Source organism: Arthrobacter sp. UCD-GKA (genome assembly GCF_001863355.1).
GTDB lineage: Bacteria > Actinomycetota > Actinomycetes > Actinomycetales > Micrococcaceae > Paeniglutamicibacter.
In genome coordinates, this window is the sequence record NZ_MOLR01000014.1 from 56,572 (window position 1) to 79,662 (window position 23,091).

23 protein-coding genes are annotated in these 23,091 nt (G+C 65.1%); 12 read left to right on the forward strand and 11 right to left on the reverse strand.

From position 1 onward, the window contains the following. Positions 1 to 105: 105 nt before the first annotated feature. Positions 106 to 873: an alpha/beta fold hydrolase gene (locus tag BLJ79_RS19570; protein ID WP_071216458.1), complete on the reverse strand. Its 768-nt coding sequence runs from the start codon at positions 871 to 873 to the stop codon at positions 106 to 108. Positions 874 to 1,080: 207 nt separating this feature from the next. Here BLJ79_RS19570 and BLJ79_RS19575 point away from each other — a divergent pair, with 207 nt between their 5' ends. From BLJ79_RS19575 to BLJ79_RS19590, 4 genes are all read left to right on the forward strand, one after another. After that, the gene (locus BLJ79_RS19575) at positions 1,081 to 1,686 is read left to right on the forward strand and encodes a helix-turn-helix domain-containing protein (protein ID WP_071216459.1); all 606 of its coding nucleotides are present in this window, start codon (positions 1,081 to 1,083) and stop codon (positions 1,684 to 1,686) included. Beyond that, positions 1,683 to 2,234, forward strand: a complete 552-nt coding sequence (locus BLJ79_RS19580) for a hypothetical protein (RefSeq protein WP_071216460.1) — start codon at positions 1,683 to 1,685, stop codon at positions 2,232 to 2,234. The genes BLJ79_RS19575 and BLJ79_RS19580 overlap by 4 nt, the downstream gene beginning before the upstream one ends. Before the next feature lie 62 nt (positions 2,235 to 2,296). Next, a complete protein-coding gene (locus BLJ79_RS19585) occupies positions 2,297 to 3,235 on the forward strand; it encodes a hypothetical protein (protein WP_071216461.1) in 939 nt (312 codons plus the stop codon). Positions 3,236 to 3,320: 85 nt separating this feature from the next. Then, a complete protein-coding gene (locus BLJ79_RS19590) occupies positions 3,321 to 3,671 on the forward strand; it encodes a zinc ribbon domain-containing protein YjdM (protein ID WP_071216462.1) in 351 nt (116 codons plus the stop codon). A 91-nt stretch (positions 3,672 to 3,762) separates the two neighbouring features. Here BLJ79_RS19590 and BLJ79_RS19595 read toward each other — a convergent pair whose 3' ends face one another. Continuing rightward, positions 3,763 to 4,413, reverse strand: a complete 651-nt coding sequence (locus BLJ79_RS19595; protein ID WP_139194976.1) for a TetR/AcrR family transcriptional regulator — start codon at positions 4,411 to 4,413, stop codon at positions 3,763 to 3,765. Positions 4,414 to 4,473: 60 nt separating this feature from the next. Between BLJ79_RS19595 and BLJ79_RS19600 the strand changes: the two genes are divergently transcribed. The 7 genes from BLJ79_RS19600 (at position 4,474) to nrdF (ending at position 12,216) form a co-directional block, all read left to right on the forward strand. Beyond that, positions 4,474 to 5,574: a flavin-containing monooxygenase gene (locus BLJ79_RS19600; protein ID WP_071216464.1), complete on the forward strand. Its 1,101-nt coding sequence runs from the start codon at positions 4,474 to 4,476 to the stop codon at positions 5,572 to 5,574. 125 nt (positions 5,575 to 5,699) lie between these two features. After that, complete coding sequence (locus tag BLJ79_RS19605; protein WP_071216465.1) at positions 5,700 to 6,515, forward strand: YggS family pyridoxal phosphate-dependent enzyme; 816 nt, start codon at positions 5,700 to 5,702, stop codon at positions 6,513 to 6,515. Positions 6,516 to 6,527: 12 nt separating this feature from the next. Beyond that, positions 6,528 to 7,358 carry a bifunctional hydroxymethylpyrimidine kinase/phosphomethylpyrimidine kinase gene (locus BLJ79_RS19610; RefSeq protein WP_071216466.1) on the forward strand — a complete coding sequence of 277 codons (831 nt, stop codon included), beginning with the start codon at positions 6,528 to 6,530 and terminating at the stop codon, positions 7,356 to 7,358. An 829-nt stretch (positions 7,359 to 8,187) separates the two neighbouring features. After that, positions 8,188 to 8,433: a glutaredoxin-like protein NrdH gene (gene nrdH / locus BLJ79_RS19615; protein ID WP_071216467.1), complete on the forward strand. Its 246-nt coding sequence runs from the start codon at positions 8,188 to 8,190 to the stop codon at positions 8,431 to 8,433. A 49-nt stretch (positions 8,434 to 8,482) separates the two neighbouring features. Next, positions 8,483 to 8,965 (forward strand): class Ib ribonucleoside-diphosphate reductase assembly flavoprotein NrdI, encoded by a 483-nt coding sequence (gene nrdI, locus BLJ79_RS19620; protein WP_175475545.1) that lies wholly within the window; start codon positions 8,483 to 8,485, stop codon positions 8,963 to 8,965. Continuing rightward, complete coding sequence (gene nrdE, locus BLJ79_RS19625) at positions 8,962 to 11,103, forward strand: class 1b ribonucleoside-diphosphate reductase subunit alpha (RefSeq protein ID WP_175475546.1); 2,142 nt, start codon at positions 8,962 to 8,964, stop codon at positions 11,101 to 11,103. Before nrdI ends, nrdE begins: the two co-directional genes overlap by 4 nt. Before the next feature lie 132 nt (positions 11,104 to 11,235). Continuing rightward, positions 11,236 to 12,216 (forward strand): class 1b ribonucleoside-diphosphate reductase subunit beta, encoded by a 981-nt coding sequence (gene nrdF / locus BLJ79_RS19630; protein ID WP_071216470.1) that lies wholly within the window; start codon positions 11,236 to 11,238, stop codon positions 12,214 to 12,216. 348 nt (positions 12,217 to 12,564) lie between these two features. Here nrdF and BLJ79_RS19635 read toward each other — a convergent pair whose 3' ends face one another. Together BLJ79_RS19635 and BLJ79_RS19640 are read right to left on the reverse strand one after the other, a co-directional pair. Continuing rightward, positions 12,565 to 13,401, reverse strand: coding sequence for a formate/nitrite transporter family protein (locus BLJ79_RS19635; protein WP_353615493.1), 837 nt, complete (start codon positions 13,399 to 13,401; stop codon positions 12,565 to 12,567). 220 nt (positions 13,402 to 13,621) lie between these two features. Continuing rightward, positions 13,622 to 14,224 (reverse strand): helix-turn-helix domain-containing protein, encoded by a 603-nt coding sequence (locus BLJ79_RS19640; protein ID WP_071216471.1) that lies wholly within the window; start codon positions 14,222 to 14,224, stop codon positions 13,622 to 13,624. 110 nt (positions 14,225 to 14,334) lie between these two features. Between BLJ79_RS19640 and BLJ79_RS19645 the strand changes: the two genes are divergently transcribed. Continuing rightward, complete coding sequence (locus BLJ79_RS19645; protein WP_071216472.1) at positions 14,335 to 15,195, forward strand: NAD(P)/FAD-dependent oxidoreductase; 861 nt, start codon at positions 14,335 to 14,337, stop codon at positions 15,193 to 15,195. An 88-nt stretch (positions 15,196 to 15,283) separates the two neighbouring features. On the opposite strand, the gene BLJ79_RS19650 is transcribed toward BLJ79_RS19645, so the two are convergent. The 7 genes from BLJ79_RS19650 to BLJ79_RS19680 all read right to left on the reverse strand — a co-directional run bounded on the left by BLJ79_RS19650 (position 15,284) and on the right by BLJ79_RS19680 (position 23,091). After that, a complete protein-coding gene (locus tag BLJ79_RS19650; protein ID WP_071216473.1) occupies positions 15,284 to 16,462 on the reverse strand; it encodes a serine hydrolase domain-containing protein in 1,179 nt (392 codons plus the stop codon). Positions 16,463 to 16,470: 8 nt separating this feature from the next. Then, positions 16,471 to 18,207 carry an ABC transporter ATP-binding protein gene (locus BLJ79_RS19655; protein WP_139194977.1) on the reverse strand — a complete coding sequence of 579 codons (1,737 nt, stop codon included), beginning with the start codon at positions 18,205 to 18,207 and terminating at the stop codon, positions 16,471 to 16,473. A 2-nt stretch (positions 18,208 to 18,209) separates the two neighbouring features. After that, positions 18,210 to 19,091: an ABC transporter permease gene (locus BLJ79_RS19660; RefSeq protein WP_071216474.1), complete on the reverse strand. Its 882-nt coding sequence runs from the start codon at positions 19,089 to 19,091 to the stop codon at positions 18,210 to 18,212. Continuing rightward, entirely contained in the window at positions 19,088 to 20,035 is a 948-nt protein-coding gene (locus BLJ79_RS19665) for an ABC transporter permease (protein ID WP_071216510.1), read from the reverse strand. The genes BLJ79_RS19660 and BLJ79_RS19665 overlap by 4 nt, the downstream gene beginning before the upstream one ends. Positions 20,036 to 20,043: 8 nt before the next feature. Then, positions 20,044 to 21,564 (reverse strand): ABC transporter substrate-binding protein, encoded by a 1,521-nt coding sequence (locus BLJ79_RS19670; RefSeq protein ID WP_502686115.1) that lies wholly within the window; start codon positions 21,562 to 21,564, stop codon positions 20,044 to 20,046. Between the two features lie 115 nt (positions 21,565 to 21,679). Beyond that, complete coding sequence (locus tag BLJ79_RS19675; protein ID WP_071216476.1) at positions 21,680 to 22,120, reverse strand: thioesterase family protein; 441 nt, start codon at positions 22,118 to 22,120, stop codon at positions 21,680 to 21,682. After that, positions 22,117 to 23,091 (reverse strand): 3-hydroxyacyl-CoA dehydrogenase NAD-binding domain-containing protein, encoded by a 975-nt coding sequence (locus BLJ79_RS19680; RefSeq protein ID WP_071216477.1) that lies wholly within the window; start codon positions 23,089 to 23,091, stop codon positions 22,117 to 22,119. Before BLJ79_RS19680 ends, BLJ79_RS19675 begins: the two co-directional genes overlap by 4 nt.

Here is a 23,091-nt window from a genome sequence, read left to right on the forward strand (position 1 = left end):
GGTGGTTCCGGGGTGCTCCTGACTAAAGTGTCGCCGCAAATTCCGGCAAGTCAAGGGGTTGTCCGTGCACCGCCCGGATGTGGTCCGCAGCCAAGGGCGCGGTGGCTAGGTGCGCGAGGCCAGGGCGTGGATGGCGGAGGTGATGACGGTGGGATGCCTGGACAGGATCCGCAGGTGGTTGGCTGGAACGGTGGAGAACAGCCGGACCCGCGCGTTGGCCCCGCAGGCCAGTGCCGCCGCGGCGCGCATTGTGCGCATTTCCGCCGCGGGGGAGCCCGGGTGCGGCCCCGAGCCGGCGATGATCAGCGCCGGGCAGTCCAGGGAGTGGTAATCGGGCAGCAGCCCCGCGTCGATCTCGTCGAGCTCCACGACCAGGTCGGCGGCCCGGTGGTGCGCCAGCTTGGACATGATCCCCAGGGAACCCAGCACGGCCATCGGCGCCTTGAGCAGCCGGTACTGCCTGCGGATGCGTCTTTGTGCCTTTTCGTGGAAGACCCGCACGGGGAAGGCGCCGTCAATGAGCACGATCCCGGCAATCGCGCCCGGATGCGTGGCGGCGTAGCGCAGGGCCAGGGTGGCCCCGTGCGACCAGCCGACCAGGATGGGGTGCTGCAGCTTGGCGGCGGCGAGCACACTGGCCACGTCGTCCAGCGCCCCGGAAAACGAATAGTCCGCGTGGCTTGGCGAGCGGCCACGTCCGCGGGCGTCAAAGGTCACGGTGTGGCAGTCGGGGGACAGGTCGCGCAGGACCTGCTTCCAATCCTGACCGGTGGAAAATGCGCCGTTGAGGAAGAGCACCTCGGGACCGGTGCCGGGTGAGACGGTGCAGGACAGCCGGGAGCCTGCGCCGTGGACGATCAGGTGGCGGGGCATGGATGTTCCAGGCAGCCGGCGGGGAACCCGGCGCAGCGCTCGTGGTCCATCGCAATTGTCCTCACACCTTGGATGCTATGCCCCGCGGAGGGACGGGGCAACGGCGATGCCGCCGGGATGGCGGCGCCGCGCTCGCCGTTCGCCTTGTGGGTCCACTTACAAACCTTGGGGCTTGTAAAAAGTCGTACAAGTCTGTACGTTTGTGGAATGATCGTCATCACCATAGACCAGCGCCGCTCCCGGTCGGGACCGGACAAGGTCGAGGCCCTGCTGCAGCGGCTGGCCACCGACTACGAAGCCGTGCGCGGATTCGAGCGAACCGCCGGCGACGAGATCCAGGGCTTGCTCCGGGACGGTGCCACCGCGGTAGCCCTGGCCCTGGACGTGGCACGCACGGGGGAATGGAGCGTGGGGATCGGCGTCGGGGCCGTGGAGACCCCGATGCCCGAACAGACGCGCGCCGGCCGCGGACCCGCCTTCGAACACGCCCGCGACGCCGTGGAACGCGCCAAGGGCTCCAGCGGGTCCCTAGCCCTGTCCGGGCCCGGGAACGGGGCCGAACGCCTGGAGGCCGAACTGCAACTGGTCGCGATGGTCAACGCGCGTCGCACCGAATCGTCGGCCGAAGCTGGCATATTGGTCTCCCGGGGCCTGACCCAACAGCAGGTCGCGGCCAGGCTGGGCATCTCGCAGCAGGCGGTCTCGGCACGGCTGGCCTCCGGGCTTTGGTACGAAGCCACCCGGCTGGCCGCCGCGGCAGGTGCGGCCCTGCACGAATATGCCCTGAACGCGGAAGGCGGACGACGCACATGAACTGGATTGCCTGGGTATTGCTCCTGGCGGTACTTGCCCTGGGTGCCCCGCGGTATTTCGCCGCATCGGGCTTCCGCTGGCCGCTGAAGCAGTCGTTGACCAGCGCCCTGCTGGTGGCGGCGCTGGCGCTCGCCGGAATCCTCGCCGCGCTGGGCAACCACGCCCCCGGGGCTGGGCAGATACCCCCTGAGCTGGTCATCGTTGCCAGCGTGGCCGCGGCAACACTTGGCGGCGGGCCCGTCACCGAGACCGTCTTCCGTCTTGCGGCGTTCAAGCGTGCACGGGACCATGCCGGCGAAGACCACGACCCGGATGCCAGCCCGCTGCGCGGGGGCATGTGGATCGGGCTGCTGGAACGCGCGGCGATTGCCGCGACGCTCTGGGCCGCCTGGCCCGAGGGCCTGGCCGTGGTCCTGGCGGTGAAGGGGCTTGGCAGGTTCTCCGAACTCAAGCAGCACGCCGCCGCCGAGCAGTTCATCCTCGGGACCTTCGTCAGTGTCCTGTGGGCCTGTGCCGCGGTGGGCGTTGGCCGGCTTCTTGGCGCCTGAGGTCGCGGGGCGAACCGGGCCGCCGACGGCTTGACCTGCCGGCCCATGGAAGAATGCAAGCCATGACGCCAACCCCGAATCCGTATGCCCGGCCGCGGCCCGGCAGCAGCCACCGGACATGGTGGTACTTCTTCGTGGGGATCGGCGCGGTCGGCGTGGGCCTGCTGCCGTGGCTGGCCACGGGCCTGCGGCTCCCGCTGCAGAACCTGTGGGCCATCGACACCCTGCCCGAGGACATGCCCAGGGTGCTGCTGCCATTCAGCCAGTACTTCCTCGCGCAGATCCTGTCCATGGTCATCCTGGGCCTGGGGGTCGCCGGACTGGCGGTCCGCGCAGCACCCGCGGCGGCGCGGGGCACGGCCTCCGCCTATGCGGCAATTGGCGCCTTCGCGACCATCGCCTGTGCGGCAATCCAGACCGCCGCGGTGGTCAGGGACGGCTTGGGCGCCACGATGGCGGCGAACATCTACTTCGTCGGCGTGCTGGTCGTCATCGCGTTGGGCGTTGTCCTGGGGCTGGTGGCGTTGTTCCTGGTGGCCCGCGCCGGGCGCCCCGGAGCCTTGGTCGGCTTGACCCTGGCGGCGTTGTCGGTGGAGCTGTGGCTGTACGCGCTAACGATGGTCCTGGGTGCGGGTGCCGCGGCCCCGGTGGTTCCCGCGGTGCTGGCCGTGGCGCGGTGGCTGCCTGCGATCCTGGCGGCGGCGGCCCTGGCCTGGTGCGGGGTCGGAACCGCACGGCAGGCGGTGGCGTGGGCGGTAAGCCTGCTGCTGCTCTGGCTGGTGCCCGCGCTGCTGGACGGGCTCTCCTACGCTGCGGGCTCGCGGGTCTTCGCCGGGAACCTGCAGGAGATGGCCTCGGCCGGGGCAAGCGTGGTGTTCGGCTCCCTCGGGGGCCCCGGCGCCCTGCTGCCCGCGGTGCTGGCGTTGGCAGTCGGGATTGCCGGGGTGTTCGCCGTGCGGGTGCCCCGTGCGGCAGCGTCCACCGGCACCCAAGGCGGGTAGCCGGTGTGCCGCTTCCGGGTCGCGGACGTGCCCCGGAAGCGGGCTTCGCACCGCCGATTTGTCACCGCCGCCTAGAATGGGTGCCATGAGTGACGTTTTGCCATCGTGCCCGCAGTGTTCAAGCCCCTACACCTACGAAATGGGCGCCCTGCTGGTCTGCCCCGAGTGCGCCCACGAGTGGACCGCCGAGGCGGAAACCGTCGAGGGGCCGCAGGAAACGGTCATCAAGGACTCGGTTGGCAACGTGCTGGCGGATGGCGACACCGTCTCCGTGGTCAAGGACCTGAAGGTCAAGGGCCAGGCCCAGTCCATCAAGGTCGGCACCAAGGTGCGCAACATCCGCCTGGTCGACCCCATCGACGGCCACGACATCTCGTGCAAGGTCGACGGTTTCGGGCCGATGCACCTGAAGTCCTCCGTCGTCAAGAAGGTCTAGCCACACCCGGAAGCGGACTCCCAGCGCCGTCCTTTCCCTCGGGGAAGGGCGGCGCCTTGCTGTGTCCGCGGGAATGGTCTTCGCTGCGCGTTCAGGAAAAGGCGTCGGCCAGCGCCGCATGGCACCAGCGTTCGTAGCGCTCCGACGGCCAGCCCCGTTCGGCGACCAAGAAACGGTAGGCATGGGGATGCCCGGTGTTCCAGATCAGTGCCGCGACATCCTCGTCCTGTTGTCCGCCTTGCAGCCCCCCGCGGTCCCGCAGCAGGCCGGGCACAGCCAGGTAGCGCTCAAAGCGCTGCGCATCGCGGGCCCGCTGCAGGGTCGCCGCCGCGGGATCCACTGCAGCGGCGTCGGAAAGGACCTTGTAGACCGGGGCCATGCGCCCGTTGACTTCGGCAAACCACGCCGACAAGACCGTGGCAACGTCGTCGGGCGTGGCGGTGCGCTCCAGCTCGGCGGCGAGGAACTCGAGCGGGGATGCCGGCGCTCGTTCGCCCGAGGCCGCCTGGTCGATGATCCGGGACAGGATCTGCGTCTTGGTGCCCACCGAGTTGTAGATGGTCTGGACAGCCACCCCGCATTCGCGCGCCAGCTTCTCGATGGTGGTGGGGACGAAGCCCTGCTCCATGAAGAGGCTGCGTGCCGTGGAAATGATCAACGCACTGGTCTCGGCGCTCTGCTGCGCCCGGCGGCTGGGCTTGGTCCTCGGGGTGGAATCCATGACAAAAGAATAGCGCTCCACTGACTGGAAGAGTATTCTAATGAACGTAGGGTCGCTACGCGCGGAACCGAGGAGTCCACCATGCAAAGCCAGACCAACAACCACCGCACGATCATCGTGGGAGCCGGCCACTGCGGGTTGTCCATGGCCCGCGAACTGGGGAAATCAGGCGAGGACCACGTCGTGCTGGATTCCGGGCCGGCACCGGGCAGCAGTTGGCGATCGCGCTGGGATTCCCTGCAACTTTTTACCCCCGCGGCACACGACGGGCTGCCGGGGCGCCGGTTCCCGGCCAGGCGCGGAGAGCTTCCCATGGCCGGTGCCGTCGCCGACTACCTGGAGTCCTACGCGCAGGCCTTTGGCATGCCGGTCCGTTCCTCGACCACCGCCACGGGCATGGACCTTGGTGCGGACGGGGCATTCACGATGCACACCACCGAGGGGATCTTCACCGCGGACCGCGTGGTCGTGGCCACCGGCGTCCACCAGGCTCCGAAGATCCCGGCGTTTGCCGACCGGATTTCCGCCGGCACGACCCAGTTGCATTCGAGCGAGTACCGAAACCCGCAGCTGCTTCCCGAAGGCCCGGTTGCCGTGGTCGGATTCGGCACCTCGGGGGCCCAAATCGCCTGCGAGCTGGCCGCCAGCCGGCAGGTCACGCTGTGCGGGAAGCCGACCGCCCATGTGCCCGACGCCCTTATCCATTTCGCGCCGGCGCTGTACTGGCTGCTGGTCCACCGCATCCTGACGCGTTCCACGCCGGCGGGACGCAAGGTCGCCAAGGAGGTCCTCGCCCACGGTGCACCGCTGATCGGGCTGAGCGCGGACGACGTCGACTCCGCCGGGGTCATCCGTGCCGGAAAGATCGCCGACGTGCGCGACGGCGTGATGGTGGCGCAAGACGGGGCGGCAATCGAGGCGTCCACGATCATCTGGGCGACGGGGTACCGGCCCGACTTCTCCTGGATCCATGGCCTGGAAGTGGACGAGGCAGGCTATCCCTTCCACGACCGGGGGATCAGCACCCAGGTCCCCGGGCTGGGGTTCATGGGCCTCCCGTTCCAGTACGGGCTGACGTCCGGGATCATCGGTGGTGCGGGACGCGATGCCCGCTACCTGGCGCGGCGGTTGCCGCACCAGGTAGCGGGCATCGCCTCATGCGTCCGGGTATGGCGCCAGTGAACTTTCACCCGACCGTGACTAGGGGCTCCGCATCGCCGTGCTATGTTGGCCGTGGCGCATCGACCCGCTTGGGCCCTGCGTTGAAGCATCCGAAGTTCCTCATCGTGAAAGACTCTGCCCCCGCCATGACATTGCCCGTGAACACCCCCGAACCTGCCGCAGCCCACGCCAGCTCCATCGAGGATTTCAAGCACAACCTTGCCTCCATCAGGGCCCGCATCGATGCGGCCGCTCGCAAGGCGGGGCGCGATCCCGCCTCGATCCGCCTGCTGCCGGTCAGCAAGACCGTGCCCGAGGACCGCTTGCGCCTGGCCGTTGCGGCGGGAATGGATTTCCTGGGAGAGAACAAGGTCCAGGAGGCCGCGCGCAAGGCCGAGAACCTTGCTGACATCCCGGGATTGAAGTTCTCGGTCATCGGCAACCTGCAGACCAACAAGGCGAAGTTCGTGGCGAAGTTCGCCGACGAGTTCCAGGCGCTGGACAACATCCGCCAGGCCGCGGCACTGCAGCGCCGGCTCGAGGCCGAGGACCGCCAGCTCGATGTTTTCGTCCAGGTCAACACCTCAAACGAGGAAAGCAAGTTCGGGCTCCCGCCGGCCGAGGTGCAGGAATTCGTCGACCAGCTCCCGCAATTCGACCGGCTCCACGTCAAGGGCCTGATGACCCTGGCCCTGTTCAGCGACGACAAGGAGGCGGTGCGGGCATGCTTCGTGCGCCTGCGGGAGCTGCGCGACATGCTGCGCGAGAGCGCACCGGAGGGCATGGAGATCGAAGAGCTGTCCATGGGCATGAGCGGCGATTTCGAACTCGCCATCCAGGAAGGCGCCACAGTCGTCCGCGTGGGCCAGGGCATCTTCGGTGCCCGGGCACTGCCCGACAGCCACTACTGGCCAGGGTTCGCCGGCGAGAAGCCCGCCGCGCCCCACACCGCCGCCCAGTAGGCCGCGAGCCCCATGAGCCCGGACCTGCCCTACGAATTGGACCGACGCCCGGTTGCCGCCGTCGTCATCAGCTCCCAACTGGCCTTTGGCTCGGTGGGAAACAACGTGATCGGCAGGATGGTTGAACGGGCCGGGCACCGGGTCATTTGCATCCCGACCGTCATGTTCAGCAACCTGCCCCACTATCCATCGCTGGCCGGGGGAGAGCTGGACGACGGCTGGCTCGGCGGGATCCTTGATGACCTCCTGGCGCGTGCGGTCCTCGGGGAAGCGAAGTTCGTCTGTGTCGGATACCTGGCGCATCCGGGCCAGGCAAGAATCATCGGCGAATGGTTTTCGCGGGTGCGAGAGATCAACCCCGGCATCCAGCTGGTGGTGGATCCGGCCATGGGGGATGAGGACGTCGGCCTCTACACGGCCCCCGAGGTCGTGGAAGGCTATGTCAAGCACCTGATCCCCTTGGCGGGCGCGGTCACGCCCAACAACTTTGAGCTTGGATTGCTCACCGAGGGACGCGGGGGCCACTCGCCGGAAGAAAAGGCGCGGTCGCTGCTGACCCCAACGCTCCGATGGGTTGCAGTCACCAGCGCCGCGCCCTCATCCGGGCGAGGTGCCGCGACCGTGGACACGCTTTTGGTCACGGATGCGGGAACACGATTGGTGAAGACCCCACTGGTCGAAAGCCGGGCCAAGGGTGCCGGAGACTTCTTCCTGGGCACAACCGTGGGTGCCTTGCTGAACGGGTGCGGCCTCGAAGAAGCGATAACTGCCGCAGCGAGCGCAACCGCCAGGGCGCTTGCCGGTGGGGATCCGTATTTTTCGGCGGCTCCCTCAACGGCATAGTTTTGCCTTCTGCTGGAGCAATCCCTGCGGACTGTCGCCTATCGCAGCTTTCCTGGCATCGGCTCGAATCGCCGGTGAAGTGCCAACGGCAAGCCCCGGTACTCGAAGAGCCGGCCCGCCGTCACGTTCGAGACCGCAAAGCGGTTGGCGCTTCCGGTGTGGAGCCGCGTGACGGCGGCATGGGGGTTTATCTGGCCCGGGCGAGCCGCCTTCGCGGCCGATCCACGGTGGCGGGAAACTCGTCCGGCCAGCGCCAGACGAGGCCTCGGCCCGATTGGGCGGCCGTCGCCGGGGCTGGCCTGGGTCTTCGGTTTCGGCCGCACAATCCGCGGCACGCCATTTGTGGGGGAAAGTGCGGTGTCGCGTTGGCGAGGGCACTACCTGTAGTGCTAGCGTTCAATCGGCAACGCCATATCTTGTGGTTCGACGGCTGAGGATCGACACGCCGTGCCGAGCGACACGCCAACTCTTTTATCTCTGGTCGATTGCTCCACAGGGTGTGGATAGATTTTCGATTTCGTTGGATTCACGCGGTTTAACGAGGGATGTTTATCCACAGTGCTTGTGGACTGTCGGTGAGTTGAATGACAGGGGTGTAATACATCATGTTGGGGTCTAACCTTCGGGGCCCCACTAGATGTAGTATTGAATCAGCTGGTGAGGCCTAGTGCGCGAACCTCCGGAATGCGGAGAAATGTACGAATCCCCGCCCCCGAAGGCTTCGTAGCCGCCGGGACACAAAGTCCGTATGCATCACTCCCGCGGGGAGCGCGCATAGGGAACCAGCCACAACACATACACAGATTTTTGCACGAGGGGATTTACGGACATGACCGTCACGGTTTACACGAAGCCAGCATGCGTACAGTGCAACGCAACCTACCGAGCTCTTGATAAGAAGGGCATCGTTTACCAGAGCGTTGACATTTCGCAGGATCCCGCTGCCTTGGAGCGCGTTCGTGCTTTGGGCTACATGCAGGCACCGGTTGTCATCACTGACGCCGATCACTGGTCGGGCTTCCGCCCGGACAAGATCGACGCACTGGCCCAGGAAATGGCCTCGTCCGTAGCCTGACCAGCCACACCCAGCCTTACCGATTCGAGTAATTGCGAGGCGATCAAAAATGCCTAGTTCAGCGTTGGCCACACCACCAATGCATGACCACGCCGTGCTGGCGGAGGTACTTACCAACAGCAACTTGATCTATTTCTCCTCGGCTTCCGGTTACACACACCGGTTCATGGAAAAACTTGATCTGGATTGCGCCCGCATTCCGTTGAAGAACCGCGATCCACACCTGGTGGCGAGCGAGCCGTTCGTGCTTCTGCTTCCCACCTACGGTGGCGAAAAGGGAGAGCGGTCGATCCCGCCGCAGGTCGTAAAATTCCTCAACGATGTACGCAACCGAAACCTGTTACGAGGAGTAATAGGTGCCGGAAACACCAACTTTGGAACCACCTATTGCTTGGCCGCGATCAAGATCGCAGCCAAATGCAAGGTTCCGCTTCTATACAAATTTGAACTGATGGGCACTCCAGAAGATGTGACCCGAGTTCGCGAAGGATTGGAAGTCTTTTGGACACGAAAGTCGCAGAACCTGAAATGAAGCAAGATTCTAAGGAATTGCCCGCAGCTTTTCAGGGCCTGGGTTACCACGAGCTGAACGCCATGTTGAACCTGTACGGTTCCGACGGACGCATCCAGTTCGAGGCAGACCGTGCCGCAGCACGTCAGTACTTCTTGGAGCACGTGAACAACAACACCGTGTTCTTCCATGACCTCGACGAGAAGCTCGAATACCTGGTCAAGCACGAGTACTACGAGCGCGAGACGCTCGACCAGTACACGATGAACTTCATCCGTGATCTCTACCGCGGTGCCTACGCCAAGAAGTTCCGCTTCGAGACTTTCCTGGGCGCCTTCAAGTTCTATACGTCGTACACCTTGAAGACCTTTGACGGCAAGCGCTACCTCGAACGCTACGAGGACCGGGTCTGCATGGTTGCCCTGCACCTGGCCCGTGGCGACGAGAAGGTGGCCATCGCCCTGGTCGACGAGATCATCGAGGGTCGCTTCCAGCCGGCGACCCCGACGTTCCTGAACGCCGGCAAGGCCCAGCGCGGCGAGCTCGTTTCCTGCTTCCTGCTTCGCATCGAAGACAACATGGAATCGATCTCCCGTGGCATCAACTCCTCGCTGCAGCTTTCCAAGCGCGGCGGCGGTGTCGCCCTGTCGCTGACGAACGTCCGCGAACACGGTGCCCCGATCAAGCAGATCGAGAACCAGTCCTCCGGGGTCATCCCCGTGATGAAGCTTCTCGAAGACAGCTTCTCCTACGCCAACCAGCTTGGCGCACGCCAGGGTGCCGGAGCGGTCTACCTCAATGCCCACCACCCGGACATCCTGCGCTTCCTGGACACCAAGCGCGAGAACGCCGATGAGAAGATCCGCATCAAGACCCTTTCCCTGGGCGTCGTGGTTCCGGACATCACCTTCGATTTGGCCCGCAAGAACGAGGACATGTACCTGTTCTCGCCTTACGACGTCCAGCGGGTCTACGGCGTGCCCTTCAGCGACATCTTCGTCACCGAGAAGTACTACGAGATGGTCGACGATGCCCGCATCAAGAAGACCAAGATCAATGCCCGCGAGTTCTTCCAGACCCTGGCAGAGATCCAGTTCGAGTCCGGTTACCCGTACATCATGTTCGAGGACACGGTAAACCGCGCCAACCCGATCAAGGGCAAGATCTCGATGAGCAACCTGTGCTCGGAGATCCTGCAGGTTTCGACCGCCTCGGAGTACAACGAAGACCTGAGCTACGACACCGTTGGCAAGGACATTTCCTGCAACCTCGGGTCGATGAACATCGCCAAGGCGATGGACGGCAAGAATCTCGGTGCCTCGATCGAAACCGCCATCCGCGCGCTTTCGGCCGTCTCCGACATGTCCTACATCAACTCGGTTCCCTCGATTGCCCAGGGCAACGCCAAGACCCACGCCATCGGCCTGGGACAGATGAACCTGCACGGCTACCTGGCCCGCGAACGCGTCCACTACGGCTCGGAAGAAGGGTTGGACTTCACCAACATCTACTTCTACACCGTGGTGTTCCACGCGCTGCGTGCCTCGAACCTGCTGGCCATCGAGAAGAACGAGGCCTTCGACGGCTTCGCCGACTCGAAGTACGCCACCGGCGAGTACTTCGACAAGTACACCGAGGCCGAATGGGTTCCGGCCACCGAGCGCGTGCGCGAGCTCTTCGCCGGGATCGACATCCCGACGCAGGACGACTGGCGTGCGCTGAAGGCCTCCGTCATGGAGCACGGCATCTACAACCAGAACCTGCAGGCCGTTCCGCCGACCGGGTCGATCTCCTACATCAACAACTCGACCTCCTCGATCCACCCTGTGGCCGCGAAGATCGAGATCCGCAAGGAAGGCAAGATCGGGCGCGTGTACTACCCGGCTCCCTACCTGACCAACGACAACCTGGAGTTCTACCAGGATGCGTACGAAATCGGCTACGAGAAGGTCATCGACACCTACGCCGTTGCCACGCAGCACGTGGACCAGGGCCTGTCCCTGACCCTGTTCTTCAAGGACACCGCTACGACCCGCGACATCAACAAGGCACAGATCTACGCATGGAAGAAGGGCATCAAGACGCTCTACTACATCCGCCTGCGCCAGATGGCCCTCGAGGGCACCGAGGTCGAGGGCTGCGTTTCCTGCGCACTCTAAGAGCTGCCGATTCACCCAAGGTTGCCAGGTAGCGATAACCTGACGACCGAATGCGTACGACGGCGGGTAACCACCCGCCGTCGTACGCGCACCCGCAAAACCCAAAAACTTTTAGTATGAAGAGGGACGGAAATGACTGAGAAGCTAAAGCTGGCCAGCCACGTCGAAGCGATCAACTGGAACCGCATCCAGGACGACAAGGACGTCGAGGTTTGGAACCGCTTGGTCAACAACTTCTGGCTGCCGGAGAAGATCCCGCTGTCCAACGATGTCCAGTCGTGGGCAACGTTGACCGAGGCCGAGAAGCTGCTGACCATGCGCGTTTTCACCGGCTTGACCCTGTTGGACACCCTGCAGGGCACCGTCGGCGCGGTCTCGCTGATCCCGGACGCGCTGACCCCGCATGAGGAAGCCGTGTACACCAACATTGCCTTCATGGAATCGGTGCACGCCAAGAGCTACTCCTCGATCTTCTCGACCCTGGCCTCCACCAAGGAAATCGACGAGGCGTTCCGCTGGTCGACCGAGAACGAGAACCTGCAGAAGAAGGCCCAGATCATCGAGGGCTACGACTACGGCGAGGATCCGCTCAAGCGCAAGATCGCCTCGACGCTGCTCGAGTCGTTCCTCTTCTACTCCGGCTTCTACCTGCCGATGTACTGGTCCTCGCGCGCCAAGCTGACCAACACCGCAGATTTGATCCGCCTGATCATCCGTGACGAGGCCGTGCACGGCTACTACATCGGCTACAAGTTCCAGAAGGGCCTCGAGCTCGAGGGGGTCACCGAGGAGCGCAAGCAGGAGCTGAAGGACTACACCTTCGAGCTGCTCTTCGAGCTCTACGAGAACGAGGTCCAGTACACGCATGACCTCTACGACGGTGTCGGCCTGGCCGAGGACGTCAAGAAGTTCCTGCACTACAACGCCAACAAGGCGCTGATGAACCTGGGCTACGAAGCCATGTTCCCGGCCTCGGTCACCGACGTGAACCCGGCGATCCTTTCGGCGCTGAGCCCGAATGCGGATGAGAACCACGACTTCTTCTCCGGGTCCGGATCCTCCTACGTAATCGGCAAGGCCGTGAACACCGAAGACGAGGACTGGGACTTCTAAGCCCCACCGCAACCGTTTCGGCCCAAGGGCGCCAGCTTCCCGCAACGGGAAGCTGGCGCCCTTGCTTTGTCCCGGCCTTGGTGAGCGGGCACAATCCGGGGCGACGCGGGGATTTGCATTATGAAATCCTGCCGCGCCCGATGAAGGTGCCGCCGCGGCGTAGTTCGGGAGCAGCGTCGAATAGGCGCAAAGCCACCGGTCGTCCGGTGAATGAAAGTTTCGGTCACCTACTCATCGGCAATGAATGACGATCCTCGCCAGCTACCCCTGCAGGTGCAGTGGGCCAGCCGAAGTAGCTGTTTCGTGAACCTTTTTACACGTCGCGAAGGTGCGACTCCTTTGACCCTCTCACCGTGCCGCATCCGGATCCTCGGGGGCGTTCTCCCGGCGCTCGAGAATCAGCTCCTTGTTGCGCAGCAATCGCAGCGAGGTGACCAGCAGCAGCCCGCCAAGAACGTTGAACAGAAGCGTGTAGCCGAACCAGCCCAGCCAATCCAGGTAGTTCACTTGGACCCCGGCATGGATAGCGCCGAAAATCAGCAATGAATCCAGGATGGCATGGAACAACTGCAGCCCGGCAAGCAGGAAACCACAGGCTACGGACACCACCATTTTTGCCAGATCCGAGTCGGTGCCTTGTTGCATGCGTGTCATCAACGTAATGGTGCTCCCGCCCAGCACGGCCAGGCAGACCGACTGCCAGTTGAACCCGGCATCCACGAAATGCCTGGCGGCGGTTTCCAGTTCGGGTTTCCATTGCGGGAACGCCTGTACCACGATCCACATGAAGGCCCAGCCCCCGACGAGGTTCATCAGCAATGTTCCGCCCCACAGCTTGGCGAGCTGGCTGAGGCTGGCCTCCTTGGCGGCAACCGCGGCGATCGGCACCAGGAAACCCTCGGTGAAAAGCTCGCTCTTGGCAAGAAGCAGGGCAATAAAACCGATGCCGAAGGCAAGTCCCGCCAGCAGGTGGTTGTCGGTCTCGTGCAGCACCGCCAGATAGGCCATGACGCCCAGGCCCACTTCCATGCCGCCAAACGCCCCGGTGACCAACACCGTGGTCCAAGTTCTTGCCAGCCGTTGGGCACCTTCTTCGACGATTCGGTTGAAAGACTCCTCGATTTCTTCTTCAACAGGAGCGTCGTTGCTGCCGAGTTGTCTCCGTCGCTCGGTTCCGCTCATCATGTCCGCCTTCCTGATGGTTCAAGCTATCGAAATTTCTGGAGTCCAGGGGATACCTGCGGGTGACGGCCCTTTGAGAGGAGCCGCGAAGAGTGATGTAGGCAACTAGCCGGTTTGAGACCACAATAGCGGGTTGGATCGTCTCGCCGGGTGCGATCCGACAGGTGATTTCCTTGTAGCCGTGTGCTGCAACAATCTGCATAGACATTGGTGTCCAAGCACCTTAGGAAGTCACCGCAATCTTTTTGGCGGGCCGGGCGCGCACATGCATGCGCTCTCCCTGTGGTCCAAAGAGGCTGAGGAACTCCACCGCGTTGTTGTCCGCTCGTCCAAACCAGTGCGGGGTGCGCGTGTCGAATTCTGCTGCCTCGCCGGCGGGCAGGATCAAATGGGGCTCTCCCAGCCGCAACCGAAGCTTGCCCCTGAGGACATAGAACCATTCGTAGCCCTCGTGGGTCTGCAGTTCGGGGTTGGCCACCTGCTTGCCGGCGGGGATCAGGTGCTTGAAGGCCTGCAGTCCGCCTCCCGACCCGCGGCTCAACGGCAGGATGGTCATGCCGTGGTGGGTGATCGGCTTGATGTGGATGCGCGGATCCCCGGTGGCCGGAGCGCCAACCAGGTCGTCCAGGGGCACTCCGTGCGCGCGTGCCAGTGGAAGAAGCTGTTCCAGTGTGGGTCGGCGTTGTCCCGATTCCAGCCGCGAGAGTGTGCTCACCGAGATCCCGGTTTCATCCGAAAGTTCCTGCAAGGTGGCCTTGTTGTTCAGCCGCAAGCTGCGCAGGCGGGAACCAACCTGGGCGAGCGTGCGTTCGAGGTCCTGTTCCATGCCCCCATTTTGCCATACCAGCAAAATAGGTTGCACTTTTGCGGAGGGCGGAGGCATCGTTGAATGTGCACACGGAACCAGCCGTGCGGCAAGGCCAAGGAGTTTGAACCATGGACACGATGCAACCGGAATACGACGTCGCAATCATCGGCGGGGGAGCGGCAGGCCTGAGCGCCGCGCAGGCGCTGGGGCGTTCGCGCCGCAAGGGACGAGAGGAACTTGAGCCCTACGGCACCGAGTTCCGCAACGGCCGCGCCATGGGTTTCGGGCGCGACGACGCGGGATTCACCATCGCCCTCGACAGTGGGCGGGAAGTTTCGGCAAGGCGATTGATACTGGCCGCCGGGATCAGGGATACGCTGCCCGAGGTCGAGGGCCTTGCCGAGTACTGGGGCAAGAACGCGCTGCACTGCCCGTATTGCCACGGCTGGGAGGTCAGGGACCGGGACATAGCGGTTCTCGACAGTCCCTTTGCAGTCCACCAGTCCCTGATGTTCAGGCAATTGAGCGATCGGGTCACCTTGTTCACCACACCGGACCGTGTTTTTGAGGCGGCGGAGCGGGAACGGCTGGAAGCACGCGGCATCGAAATCGTGCCGCGGGAAATCAACGCGGTGCGCGGCGAGGGCACCCACCTGACCCATCTGGTCTTCCGTGACGGAAGCGAGCAGGCGGTCGATGCCCTCGTCATCATGCCCCGTTTCGGGGTTGAGATCCCGGGACTTGCTGCGTTGGGGCTGCAGGCCACCGTGCACCCATCGGGCATCGGCACCTATGTGGCCACCGACGAACTTGGCAAGACAGCCGTTCCGGGATTGTGGGTGGCGGGGAGCTTGAGGGAGCCCATGGCCCAAGTGGTCATGGCTGCCGCCGACGGACTGCGTGTGGGAGCCCAGGTCAACGCGGAGCTGATCGAGATGGAGATCGAAGCGGCCGTAGCGGCTCGACGCGCCGAAGCGGCCACCGTCTAGAACAGCGGTGATCCTTGCCGCGGGGCCGGTTCCGCCCGGCCGCCGCGCCTCGGTGTGCCATGGCAAGAGGGGCGCAGTCCTCGATGGATCAAATGGTGCGGGCCAGGGCCCCCAGCAGGTCCTTTGCCCGGCGGTCCTGATCCTCTGCAAGCATTTCATTGGTCAAGAATGAGAAGCCGATGTTCTTCCCGGTCCATGCTCCGTGCAACCCACCTCCGGCCCCGGAATGGCCGAAGGCCGGGGTGACCGGACCGTAGGTCCCCAAGGGATCGGCCAACTCGTAGCCAAGCCCGAAGCGCAGGGGTCGGTCGTTGACAGCGTCCACGCCCTCGGACCAGGTCGCCGTGGAGGAGTGCAGCCCCTGGGCGGAAACCAGCGGTGAAAGCGGCGCGGCCAGTTGCGAATAGAGGGATGCCATCGCATCGGCGGTGCCGATGCCGCCGCCGGCTGCCATCTCCGCACGTCTCATCTCCAGCGAATTGAACGGGTCCCCGTCACCGGTGAGGGAGCCGGCATACATCCGGTCCACGATCTTCCGCCGCTCCGGGTCCTGGAGGAACGTGGAAATCGCGTAGTCTTTCGAACGAAAAATGGTTGCCAGCCGCTCGTCCAGGAATTCGGGGAGCCCCAGATGCAGGTCCAGGCCGAGGGGTTCGGCGAGCAGTTCGCGAACGAGCTGCCCCGGGGTCTTTCCCGTGACCCGGAAGAACAGCTCCGCCACCAGGTATCCGTAGGTCAGAGCGTGATAGGCGACCTTGGTGCCCGGTTCCCACAAGGGGGACTGGGCTGCCAAGACCGCGGCCACGGCACGGTTGTCGTAGCGAAGGCGCAGCCCCGGGTCCGGGTCGACGTAGACCAGGCCGACGGTGTGGCTGAGAACGTGGGCCACCGTCGCATCCTGCTTGCCCGCCGCCGCGAATTCAGGCCAGTAGGAGGCAACGGTGGCGTGGGGGTCCAGAAGTTGGCGGTCGACCAGGATCGCGGCGATGGTGGCCATCAGGCCCTTGGTCCCGGAAAACAAGACAGCCATCGTTGATTCCGTCCACGGGCGCGACACTCCGGTGCCTGCGGCGGGGGAATCTCCGTCCCTGACGGTGGTGCCTCCGTAGAAGCGGGCCAGAGGCCGGCCTTCGCGGTACACGCACAGTGCCATGCCGCCGTCCGCGGCCGCCAAGTGCCGTTCGAAGACCCCTGACAGCATCTCGAACCCGGCTTGGGGCAACCCGTCGTTGTGGCTGGCAAACGGCTTTTCGCGTGGTGCATTCATGGTGTTCCTTACTTGAACGTCGGGACGTTGGCCAGCAATTCCTGCGTGTAGCGGTGCTGCGGGTTGTCCAGGACCTCGTCGGTGGTTCCGATGTCCACGATCTTGCCCTTTTGCAGGACCGCCAGACGCTGGGAAATGTGCCGGGCCAGGGCAATGTTGTGCGTGACAAAGAGCATCGACATGTTGTGGTCAGTCTGCAGCGTGCGCAAAAGATCCAGTATCGAGGCCTGCACCGAGACATCCAGGGCGCTGGTGATCTCGTCGCAGACCAGCAGCGAGGGGGCGTTGACCAGCGCGCGGGCAATTGCAGCACGCTGGCGTTCACCGCCGCTGAGGTCCCCGGGGCGGCGTTCCATGAAGCGTTCGCCGAGCTTCACCTGGTCCAGGGCCTCGAGCACCAGGGCGCGGCGCTTGCGCTTGTCACCGATTCCTGACATCTGCAACGGGACGCCCACGGATTCGGCAATCGTCCGGCGCGGGTTCAACGAGGAGAACGGAGACTGGAAGACGTACTGGATGCGGCGCCGGTCCTCGGAAGAACGTGCCCGCGTGCCGGTGGCCAGTTCCTCGCCGAAGAGCTCTATCGAGCCGGTGTAGGCGTCGTTGAGTCCCGCCACGCAGCGCGAGAGCGTGGTCTTGCCGGACCCCGACTCGCCCAGCAGCATCATTGACTCGCCCTCGAGCAGCTGGAAGCCGATCCCGTCCAGGACCTGGTGTTCCCCGTATGAGAGGGACAGGTCGCGCACGCGCATCAGCGGGTGCGGCGCGGCCGCAACGGGCGTGGCCCGTGGCCCGGTGCCGGACAGCAGCTTGGCATCGTCAACGAGGGATGTGGCGCCGGTGGTGTCCGGGACCCCGTGCGGGCCGGGGACGACCAGCGGCTGTTCGCCGGTGATTGCCTCCACCTGGCCCACGCGGCGCTTGCCGGCGAGGTCGGGAACCGCGGCAAGAAGCCTGCGGGTGTAGCCGTGCCGCGGAGCGTAGAGCACCTGGTCGGTGGCCCCGTGCTCAACGATGTCGCCCGAGAGCATGACGGCGACCTCGTCGGCGATCTGCGCCACCACGGCCAAATCGTGGGTGATGTAAAGCCCCGCCACCTGGTGCCGTTCGGCCAGTTCGTCGATTGTTTGCAGCACCACGGCCTGGGTTGTGACGTCCAGGCCGGTGGTCGGCTCGTCGAGCACAATCACCGACGGGCGGCAGGCGAATGCCATGGCAATGCCCACGCGCTGCTGCTGCCCGCCCGAAAGCTGGTGGGGATAGCGACGCTGGTAAGCACGTTCGTTGGACAGTCCAACCTCGGCCAGGACTTCGGAAACCCGCAGCCGGCGTTCGGAATCGGTGGCACCGATTTGGTGCACGCGCAGGGTCTCGGCAATCTGCTCGCCGATGCGCATGGACGGGTTCAGCGACAGTGCCGGGTCCTGGGGCACATAGGAGATGGTCTTGCCGCGCAAGCGCCGCAACTGGTGATCCGGCAAATCCAGGATGTTTCCCGCTTCCCCGCCTCCCAGGGACACCGTCCCGGTGCCCTTGGCCAGCCCCTGCCGGAAATGCCCCATGCAGGCGAGCCCCGCGGTGGTCTTTCCCGAGCCGGATTCGCCGACCAGGGCCAGGATGCGCCCGGGCTGCAGGGTGAAGCTGATCCCGTGCAGGATTTCCACCCCGGCATCGGTTTCCACCCGCAGGTCCGTGGCGCACAGTGCACTGGTGGTGACCTGGGTTTCCATGGTGTTGGTGCTCATGCTCAGTTCCCCGCATTCATGTTGGCCGAGGCCCGCGCGAGCGAGTCGGTCAGGAGGTTGGTTCCCACGGTCAGCACTGCGATGGCCGCAACGGGCAGGAGCACGCCCCAGGGCTGGACGACCAGTGCGATCCGGCTTTCGTTGATCATCAGTCCCCAGTCCGCGGTGGGCGGTTGCATGCCCAGTCCCAGGAAGGACAGCGCGGCGACAAAGCCGATCGAGTAGGTCATGCGCAACCCGAGTTCGACCATCAATGGACCGGTGATGTTGGGCAGGACCTCGGTGAGCAGGATCTTCCACTTCGGCACCGCGTACATCTCACTGGCACGGATGTAGTCCTCGGTGATCACCGACGCGGTGGCCGAACGGGTGACCCGGGCAATGCGCGGGGCGTGGGTGATCCCGATGACCACCACGAGCACCCAGCCCTGCGGGCCCAGGACGGTGATGGCCAGCAGTGCGAAGACCAGCTGCGGCAGAGCCAGCAGCACGTCGTTGCCGCGCATGACCAGTGCATCGACCCGGCCGCGGGAATAGGCTGCGGTCATGCCCACGGCAACCCCGACGACCATGCCCAGCGCGGTGGCGAGCGCCGCATAGACGATCAGTCGCAACCCGCCGTCGAGGAAGCGCGAGAGCACATCCCGGCCCAGGTTGTCGGTGCCGAACACGCCGGTGTCCGTGAACGGGCGTCCCGTGAACTCGGTGCTGGTGTGCCCGGTCAGCCAGGGCAGCAGCAGCGGGCCGGCCAGGGCGACCAGCAGCACGGCCAGGGTCAGGACCATGCCGACCTTGGCCTGCCGCTGGTGCATCATTCGCGCCAGGAGCCGCGGCGGGCGGGAGGCGGCAACGCCCTGTTCAACTGCATCATCGACGTTGCTCATGCGGCTTTCTCCGTGCGTAGTTTCGGATTCGTGAAGATTCCCACCAAATCGGCCAGCAGGTTAACCACGATGTAGGCCGCGGCGATCAGGATGGACAGCGCCTGCACCACCTGCACGTCGCGGTTGGCGACCGCATCCACCAGGGCCTGGCCGATGCCGGGGTACCTGAAGAGGAATTCGATCACGACCACGCCGCCGGCCATCCAGGCCAGCTGGATCGCGATGACCTGGGCGACCGGGGCCAAGGCGTGCGGCACCGCGTGCCGCAGGACCACCTGGCGCTCGGGCACCCCCTTGAGGCGTGCCATTTCCACAAACCCGGAATCCAGGACCTCAAGCATGGTGGCACGCATCATCCGGACAATGTACGGGGTCACCACCAGGGCAAGGGTGATGGTCGGCAGGACCAGCTGCACCGGGTAGTTCCACACCGCCTCGCCGGGCGGTGCCATGGTCACCGAGGGAAGGATCTTGAACACGGAGGTCGAGAACAACGCCACCAGCCCGATGCCGATCACGAACTCGGGCAGGGAGGCCAGCACCAGTGAAATGCCGGTGCTGGCGTTGTCGAAAGCGCGCCCGCGCTTCAGGGCGGAGAAGGTGCCCACGATGATGCCCACCGGAATGGAAATCAGTGCGGCCAAGCCCATCAGCACCAGCGAGGATTGGATGCGGTCGGCCAGCAGCGCGGTGACCGGGCCGCCGGTGGCCGCCGAATATCCGAGGTTTCCGGTGAACAGGCCGCCGAGCCAGGTGAAGTACCTGACGAAGACCGGGTCGTTGAGGTTCATTTGCTCGCGCAGCGCGGCCAGCCGTTCGGGGGTGGCCTGCTGGCCCAGGATGGCCTGGGCGGGGTCGCCGGGCAGCAGCAGCGTTGCCACAAACACCAGCACTGAAACAATGAAGAGGATGATCAGGCTGACCAGCAGCCGTTTGGCTATCATTCGGGTGATCACTTGGTAACTCCGATCCACGCGCGGCGGAACTCGAAGCCGGACAGTGCCAGGCCGGTCTTGTTCGGAATCAACCCCGCCACGTATTTCTGGTAGGCGTCTGCCTGGTTGGGGTGGCCCCAGATGATGTATCCGCCGCGTTCGTATTCGATCTCCTGTGCCTGGGTGATCAGTGCATTGCGTTTGGTTTCATCGACCTCGGTGGTGGCGGCCTCGACAAGCTGCAGGAATTCCGGGTCGTCCCAATGCGTTTCGTTGAACGGACTGGCGGGCAGCGAACTGCTGTTGACCTGGGGCAGGAAATTGCGCGTGTACCAGAAGTCCTGGGCGAAGGTCCACGAGAGGTAGTCGTCGCCGAAGAAGGTGGTGGTGTCCACCCTGCGGATCTTGACCCGGACCCCTGCCGCCTTGGCTTGCTGGGCGAACACCTGGGCCGCTTCCACTGCACCGGCCTGGATCGGTGCCGTCACCAATTCGATATCCAGTCCGTCGGGGTACCCGGCCTCGGCAAGCAGTTCCTTGGCCCTGCCGATGTCCTGGGTGCGTTGGGGCAGGTTGCCGGCGTAGCCGGGGTCGAATGGCGCGTAGAGGTCGTTGCCCAGGGCCCCGTTGCCGCTCAGCACCTGTTCGATCATTTGTTGCCGGTCCACCGCCAGGCGGAAGGCCTGGCGCACCCGGACGTCGTCGAAGGGGGCCTTGTCGATGCGCATCGTGAACGGAAGCCAGGCCCCGGTCTCGGAATTCAGGATGCTGATGCGGGGGTCGGCGGCGATGACTTCCAGCAGGGCCAGCGGGATCTGGCCGATTGCATCGACCTGGCTGGAGAGCAGGGCATTGAGCATGGCGTCGTCGTCCGAGAAATTCAGGATGACCAGTTCGTCCAGGTACGGCTGGTGGTCGCGCCAGTATCCGGCGTTGCGGACGAACACCGAGCGGAGCCCGGGATCGAAGCTGCCGGCCTTGAACGGTCCGGTGCCAACGGGGTGGGCCACGTCGAAGTCCGCCGGGACGATGCCCAGGGCGTACTGCCCGAGCGAATCGTCGAACGTGGCGGTGGGCGTGTTGAGCCTGAACTCGACGGTCAGGTCGTCGATCACCTTGACCTCGTCGAGGATCGAGAGGGCCGCGGCCCCGCTCTTGGGATCCTCGGGGTTGGTGACCCGGGCAAAGGTGGCGGCCACGTCGGTGGCGGTGAGGGGCCGGCCGTCATGGAACTTCACCCCGGGCCGCAACGCGACGGTCCACACCCTGGCCGTGGCATCCGGGATGGCGCTAAGGGCCAGCAGGGGCTTGAGCGCGAAATCCTCATCCCGGTACAGCAGCGATTCGTACAGGTTCACCACGCGGGCGATGTCGGTGGTGCTGACGGGGGAGTGGGGATCAAGCGTGTCCGCGGCCCCGCCGCCGGCCAGGCCCACCCGCAGCGATCCTCCCCTCAGCGGTTCCCCGGCGGGGGCTTCCAGCACAGAGGCTTCGGGCGAACCGCAAGCGGTGAGCAGCAAGCCCAGTCCGAGGGCCACTCCACCGCCCAGAAGCGCTCGGCGGCTTGGCGCGGGCCCGGAGCCCGGCATTCGTTCAAATGGTGATGTAGCGGAATTCAAGGCGTACTCGATTCTCGTGAAGGGCGCGAAGGATTCAGGCGGTGATGGACCGGCCACTCCAATCCGGGGTCCCATGCGGGTGTCCGGCAATGCGCCCCAGGATGTCGGCCGGGAAGGGAACCGTTCCACCGGTTCCCTGGTCCACGTGCAGGCCCAGCACTTCTTCCGTAGCAATAAGTTCGGCCCCTCGGCGCATTTCGTGGGCCAGGTGCAGCTTCTTTGCCCCCGATGCAACGATGACGGTGGTGATGTCGAGCTCCTCGTCGAGGGAGGCCTCCCGCAGGTAGCGCACATGCGCTTCGACCGTGTACAGCGAACGGGCGCTGGAGCGGCGGTAGGACTCGTCCATGCCCAGCGCGTCCATGGCGGCGGTGGTCGCGTCCCCGAAGGCCAACACATAGTAGGCCTCGGACATGTGCCCGTTGTAGTCGATCCACTCGGGCTTCACGGCGCAGCGGTATGGGGGCAGGCTCATGTGGTGCGCACCCGGCCCGGATTCCCGATGCCATCGATCGCCTGGCGCACGGCAATGATCGCCGCATCGCGGGCGGCGACCAGCTCGGCGATGGTGCGCCCGTCGGCCTCCTCGTCGCAGCCGTCGATCACGTCCCGGCGGAGCTTGTCCGTCAGCTCCGGGGCCTCGAGCCGGGTCCAGGGGGACTTCAGCGACGGGCCGAAGTGGTCGAGCATGTGGGCCATCCCGCCCTCGCCCCCGGCAAGGTGGAAGGTCAGCATGGGGCCCTGCAGCGGCCAGCGCAATCCCGGCCCGTCGGTGATGGCCAGGTCGATCTGTTCCACGGTTGCCTCGCCGTTGTCGACCATGTGCAGGGCCTCGCGCCAGAGGGCTTCCTGCAGCCGGTTGGCAATGAATCCGGGAACCTCGCGGTCCATGGTGATCACGGACTTGCCGATGAACTCGTACCAGCCCGAGGCCCATGCGGTGGCCCTCGCGTCGGTGTCCCGGCCGCCAACGACCTCGACCAGCGGGATCAGGTAGGGAGGATTGAACGGGTGGCCAACGACCAGCCGGGACGGGTCGGCGGCGTCGACGGCCATTTCGGTCATCCCGTAGCCGGAGGTGGAGGAACCAACGACCACGTTCCCGGGGGCCGCCGCGGCGATGCGCGCCAGCAGGTCGCGCTTCAGCGCGAGGTCCTCGGGCGCGCTTTCCTGGATGAACCCCACGCCTTCCAGGGCCTCGGCCAGGTCGGCGTGGACGGTGAAGTTGTCCTTGGACGCGTTCCCGGCCAGGCCGAGCGCGGTCAGGGCCGGCCAGGCGGCGTCGATGAGCCGGCGCAGTTTCGCCTCCGCGTCGGGCGAGGGGTCCCAGGCGCGCACGGCCAGCCCGCGGGAGAGGAAGTAGGCGGCCCAGCCGCCGCCGATGGTGCCCACGCCGACGCAGGCCACGGTGGTGATGTCGGTGAATTTCGGGTAGTTGCTTTCCAT